The sequence below is a fragment of the Methylobacterium sp. WL18 genome, assembly GCF_008040015.1.
Classification (GTDB): Bacteria; Pseudomonadota; Alphaproteobacteria; order Rhizobiales; family Beijerinckiaceae; genus Methylobacterium; species Methylobacterium mesophilicum.
In genome coordinates this window covers 1-4,363 of record NZ_VRVD01000400.1, presented here as the reverse complement: position 1 = coordinate 4,363, position 4,363 = coordinate 1, and the positions used below count along the sequence as shown (strand labels likewise).

The following is a 4,363-nucleotide window of genomic DNA, read 5'->3' as shown; positions in this document are numbered from 1 at the left end:
GCCCTGACCCGGGCCGGCGAGGCGCCGGTGCGCCTCGGCCGGATCACCGCGCGCGGCCCCGAGCCCGTGACCTTCAGTGGACGCCTCGCGCTCTGATGGCCGCCACCGGCAAGACCCGCGTCGCGGTCCTGATCTCGGGCCGCGGCTCGAACATGGTCGCGCTGATCGAGGCCGCGAAGGATCCGGCCTATCCGGCCGAGATCGTGCTGGTCCTGTCGAACCGCCCTGACGCCGCCGGCCTCGCGCGGGCGGCGGCGGCCGGGATCCCCGCCCGGGCGATCGACCACACCGGTTTCCGGGATCGGGCCAGCTTCGATGCCGCCCTCGACGCCGAACTCCGGGCGGCCGACGTCGACCTCGTCTGCCTCGCGGGCTTCATGCGGATCTTCACGCCGGACTTCGTGGCCGGCTGGGCCGGGCGGATGCTCAACATCCACCCCTCGCTGCTGCCGCTGTTCAAGGGCACGCACACGCACAAGCAGGCGCTCGACGCCGGCGTGCGACTGCACGGCTGCACGGTGCATTTCGTGGTGCCCGAACTCGATGCCGGGCCGATCGTGGCGCAGGCCGCGATCCCCGTACGCCAGGGCGACGACCCGGACAGCCTCGCCGACCGGGTGATCGTCCAGGAGCGGCGGCTCTATCCCGCGGTGCTGGCGCTGGTGGCCGGCGGACACGCCCGGCTGGAGGGCGATCGCGTCGTCATCGCCGACGCGGCACCGGACGGCGTCCTGTTCAGCCTGTAACGGGGATTCCGAAGGGACAAGTCCCTTCGGCGGGGTCCGGGGCAGCGCCCCGGGAGGGTCAGATCGGCCGCTGCAGCTTGCAGCTGTCGAGGGCCGAGAGGGCCTTGGCGCGGGCGGAATCGTTGAAGTAGCCCGTGGTGCGGTAGGCCTCGACCTCGGATTCGTCGAGGCTGCGCAGGGTCTGACGGGCGTAGCAGCCGCAGGGACGCTCGAGGGACGCCTCGGGGGCGCTGGTCAGCCGGGCCTGGACGACCGTGCAGGCGTGGCGCACGCGGCCTTCGAGGCTGGCCTTCGTGGCCGTCTTCAGCGCCGGATCCGGCTCGTACTGCTGGAACGGGGCCGGGGATCCGCCCGCGAGGGCGGCGGTCGCGCCGATCGCGATCAGGCCGGACGCGATCAGCAGGGGCAGGCGGCGCATCGTCATGGTCTTGGCGGTCCAGGGCTGAGGGTCAATTAACCTCGGCCGTTGGACGCCGCCGGGCGCCGCCCCGTCAATGGCGGACCGGACACACCGGGCGGCATTCACCCCGCTGCCGGGGGGAATGCGACGGGATGGCGGAACGGTGTGCCCGACCCGCCACCCCGGTCTCCGGATCAGGCGGCGATATCGGAATCCTTGAAGAACTGCGCGATCTCGAGCTTGGCGTTCTCCGCGCTGTCCGAGCCGTGCACGGTGTTCTCGCCAACGGACTCGGCGAACCGCTTCCGGATCGTACCCTCGGCGGCCTGGGCCGGGTTCGTGGCGCCCATCACTTCGCGGTACTTGGCGACGGCGTTCTCGCCTTCGAGCACCTGCACGACCACCGGGCCGGAGGTCATGAAGCTGACGAGCTCGCCGAAGAAGGGCCGCTCCTTGTGGACCTCATAGAACTTTTCGGCCTGCTCCTGGGTCAGGCGGATGCGGCGCTGGCCGACGATGCGCAGGCCCGCCTCCTCGATCACCGCGTTCACGGCGCCGGTCAGGTTGCGCCGGGTGGCGTCGGGCTTGAGGATCGAGAAGGTGCGCTCGGTGGCCATGGTGTGTCCGGTCTGTTTGTGAAAAAGGCGGAGGGTGCGCGCCGGGCTGACGGGCGCATCTCAGGGGCGAAAATTTCGCTTCCGCCGCAGGCTTATAGCGGGCGCCCTACCGGTCCTCAAGCTGCGCGCCCGGTCGAACTCACGCGGTCGCGCCGGGCGTCTTCTTCGGACGAACGGACTTCTTTCGCGCGCCGGATGCCGGGATGTCGAAGGTCGCGTCCGGCTTGCCGGGCAGGCTGACCACGATTCTGGCCTCGCCTCCGAGCGCGGACGCGATGCGGGCGATCGTGGAGACCTGCATGGCGGCGGAGGGGTTCCGCTCAAGCTTCGCCACATAGGCCTGCGATGTGTCCAGCGCCTGCGCGAGTTCGGCCTGCGTCATCCCCACCGCGCGCCGAAACTGCGCGAGGGTCCGGCTCTCTTGAATGAGATCGTCCGCGTGGGCGCGGATGTCCGCCTGCTCTTCCGCGGAGAACTCGGCCAAGATGTCGGCGAGCGGCATGCGGGTGCCGGGCTTTGCAACATCCGTCATCGCTTGGGCTTCCTCCTGCCAGCGCGTGGCGTGTCTGCATGCGAGGTCTGCTGCGCGGCGATGGCCGCCTGATGTGCCGTGAAGCGTGCATCGGCCTTCGCGATCATCTGCCTGTTGACGAGCGCCGAGGACCGACCGCCCTTGGCCGCTGCGGCGAGAACGATGGCTTGCCGGGCTGCGTCGAACGCGTCGGCGACACGCCACTCGACCTTGTTCACGGTCGGACGCAGCTCCTTCATGTTGGCGTGCGTGGACCCTTTCACGGTGTCCGCCATAGGCCGGCCGAGCTGCGGCCCCTCGCTGGCGAGGGCCAAGGCATAGGCGGCAATGGCCTTTCGCACGTCGGCATCGAGCGCTGCGAACCCCGCGCGAAACGCGCCATCAAATTCGACCGCCCAAGCCACGGGTCAAATTATAACCTGTAGGTTATATCGGCAAGGGGGAACCGAGCGAGTTATCCACCGTAACGATCTCTGGGACCCTCTGAAACAAGCGTGGCCGTGGCTCTGCCGCAACACCGCCGAAAAATCGCCTGATTGCGCCGGCTCACTGGCCTCAAGCCGATTTCGTCAGCCTCTCAGGCGCCCTCGGTGCCCAAAATTCGGAGACGAACCATGCGCCTCGCCCTCTGTGCCACACTCCTGCTCGCCGGCCTTTCGGCCGCCGCCGCCGATACCGGGAAGGATCCGTCCGGCACCTGGCTCACCGGGGATGGCCGCGCAAAGATCCGCATCGACCGGTGCGGCCCGAGCCAGAAGCTCGTCTGCGGCAAGGTGGTCTGGCTGAAGGCCCCGACCGCCGAGAACGGCGCCGCGAAGACCGACCTGAAAAACCCCGATCCGAAGAAGCGCAGCCGCCCCGTGATCGGCCTGCAGCTCATCGACGGCCTGAAGCCCGACGAGGAGAAGTTCACCGGCGAACTCTACAACATCGAAGAGGGCAAGGTTTACACCGTCAGCCTGGAGCGCGAGAGCGAGGCCGAGCTGAGCGTCTCGGGCTGCATGCTCAAGGTGCTGTGCGGCTCGCAGACCTGGACGCGCGTGCCGGACGTGAACCAGCAGGCCGCCAACAAGAACTGAGGCTCAGATCGCCGCGAGGCCGCGCTGGACGGCCGGCCTCGCCAGAACGGTCTCGAGCCAGCGCGCCACGTTCGGCAGGGCGGCGATCTCGACGCCCTGCTTGAAGTTGAGCTTGGCCCAGGTCACCGTCGCGATGTCGGCGATGGAATAGTCGCCCGCCAGGTAGTCGCGGCCCTCGAGCCGCCGCTCCAGCACCCCGTAGAGGCGGTTGGCTTCGGCGGTGAAGCGTTCGATGGCGTACGGCACCTTCTCGGACGCGTAGATCTTGAAGTGGTGCGTCTGCCCGAGCATCGGGCCGAACCCGGCCACCTGCCAGAACAGCCACTCGTCCACGGCCACCCGGGCGCGCTCGTCCGTCGGGTAGAACTGGCCGGTCTTGCGGCCGAGATACTGCAGGATCGCCCCCGATTCGAACACCGTGATCGGCTGCCCGCCCGGCCCGTCCGGGTCGACGATGGCCGGGATCTTGTTGTTCGGTGAGATCGCCAGGAAGTCGGGCGCGAATTGCTCGTTCTTGCCGATGTTGACCGGGACCACCCGGTACGGCAGCCCGCACTCTTCGAGCATCACCGGAATCTTCCAGCCGTTCGGCGTGCTCCAGGTATGGACGTCGATCGGCCGCCCGGACACCGCTGCCATCTTGATCTGCTCCTCGACCGATCGCACGGCGGCGCGGCGTTCCCCCGCCGATCTCGGACAATGGCGGCAGTGAAGACGATTTCCAGGCCGCGCTCAAGGGCGTCGGTCGCGCCGGGCTCACGTTTCCGAGAGCGCGCACCTGACCTGTTGGCGAAAGCCGACGCGCCCTTGTCCGAAGCGTGGCCGTCCGGCGAGATTGCGCCCCGGAATCGTTGCGATCCCGGGGGGAGTCTCGATGTTCGATCGTGTTGTGCGGATGGCGGTGCTGAGCGCGCCGCTGCTTTTGGCCCAGCCGCTTCTGGCGAAGGATGCGCCGGCTCCGGCCGCGAGCGAGGCCCCCGCCGCCAAGG

At 69.0% G+C, this 4,363-nt stretch carries 7 protein-coding genes; 2 read left to right on the top strand and 5 right to left on the bottom strand.

From position 1 onward, the window contains the following. Positions 1-95: 95 nt before the first annotated feature. Positions 96-746: a phosphoribosylglycinamide formyltransferase gene (purN, locus tag FV228_RS21545; protein ID WP_147856476.1), complete on the top strand. Its 651-nt coding sequence runs from the start codon at positions 96-98 to the stop codon at positions 744-746. A 58-nt stretch (positions 747-804) separates the two neighbouring features. Here purN and FV228_RS21540 read toward each other — a convergent pair whose 3' ends face one another. The 4 genes from FV228_RS21540 to FV228_RS21525 all read right to left on the bottom strand — a co-directional run bounded on the left by FV228_RS21540 (position 805) and on the right by FV228_RS21525 (position 2,699). After that, positions 805-1,170: a hypothetical protein gene (locus FV228_RS21540; RefSeq protein ID WP_147856475.1), complete on the bottom strand. Its 366-nt coding sequence runs from the start codon at positions 1,168-1,170 to the stop codon at positions 805-807. Positions 1,171-1,340: 170 nt separating this feature from the next. Then, a complete protein-coding gene (gene ndk, locus FV228_RS21535) occupies positions 1,341-1,763 on the bottom strand; it encodes a nucleoside-diphosphate kinase (protein ID WP_147856474.1) in 423 nt (140 codons plus the stop codon). 139 nt (positions 1,764-1,902) lie between these two features. Beyond that, positions 1,903-2,265: a helix-turn-helix transcriptional regulator gene (locus FV228_RS21530; protein ID WP_187277853.1), complete on the bottom strand. Its 363-nt coding sequence runs from the start codon at positions 2,263-2,265 to the stop codon at positions 1,903-1,905. A 26-nt stretch (positions 2,266-2,291) separates the two neighbouring features. Then, positions 2,292-2,699, bottom strand: a complete 408-nt coding sequence (locus FV228_RS21525; RefSeq protein ID WP_147856472.1) for a type II toxin-antitoxin system RelE/ParE family toxin — start codon at positions 2,697-2,699, stop codon at positions 2,292-2,294. 210 nt (positions 2,700-2,909) lie between these two features. Between FV228_RS21525 and FV228_RS21520 the strand changes: the two genes are divergently transcribed. Further along, positions 2,910-3,374 carry a DUF2147 domain-containing protein gene (locus FV228_RS21520; protein ID WP_147856471.1) on the top strand — a complete coding sequence of 155 codons (465 nt, stop codon included), beginning with the start codon at positions 2,910-2,912 and terminating at the stop codon, positions 3,372-3,374. Positions 3,375-3,377: 3 nt separating this feature from the next. Here the strand turns inward: FV228_RS21520 and FV228_RS21515 are convergent, their stop codons facing one another. Then, positions 3,378-4,013: a glutathione S-transferase N-terminal domain-containing protein gene (locus tag FV228_RS21515; RefSeq protein ID WP_147856470.1), complete on the bottom strand. Its 636-nt coding sequence runs from the start codon at positions 4,011-4,013 to the stop codon at positions 3,378-3,380. Between the last annotated feature and the right edge of the window lie 350 nt (positions 4,014-4,363).

What these genes read in the sequence shown, in the direction of transcription:
- purN (WP_147856476.1), top strand. Translation starts at nt 96, where the DNA reads ATGGCCGCCACCGGCAAGACCCGCGTCGCGGTCCTGATCTCGGGCCGC.
- FV228_RS21540 (WP_147856475.1), bottom strand. Translation starts at nt 1,170, where the DNA reads ATGACGATGCGCCGCCTGCCCCTGCTGATCGCGTCCGGCCTGATCGCG.
- ndk (WP_147856474.1), bottom strand. Translation starts at nt 1,763, where the DNA reads ATGGCCACCGAGCGCACCTTCTCGATCCTCAAGCCCGACGCCACCCGG.
- FV228_RS21530 (WP_187277853.1), bottom strand. Translation starts at nt 2,265, where the DNA reads ATGCCGCTCGCCGACATCTTGGCCGAGTTCTCCGCGGAAGAGCAGGCG.
- FV228_RS21520 (WP_147856471.1), top strand. Translation starts at nt 2,910, where the DNA reads ATGCGCCTCGCCCTCTGTGCCACACTCCTGCTCGCCGGCCTTTCGGCC.
- FV228_RS21515 (WP_147856470.1), bottom strand. Translation starts at nt 4,013, where the DNA reads ATGGCAGCGGTGTCCGGGCGGCCGATCGACGTCCATACCTGGAGCACG.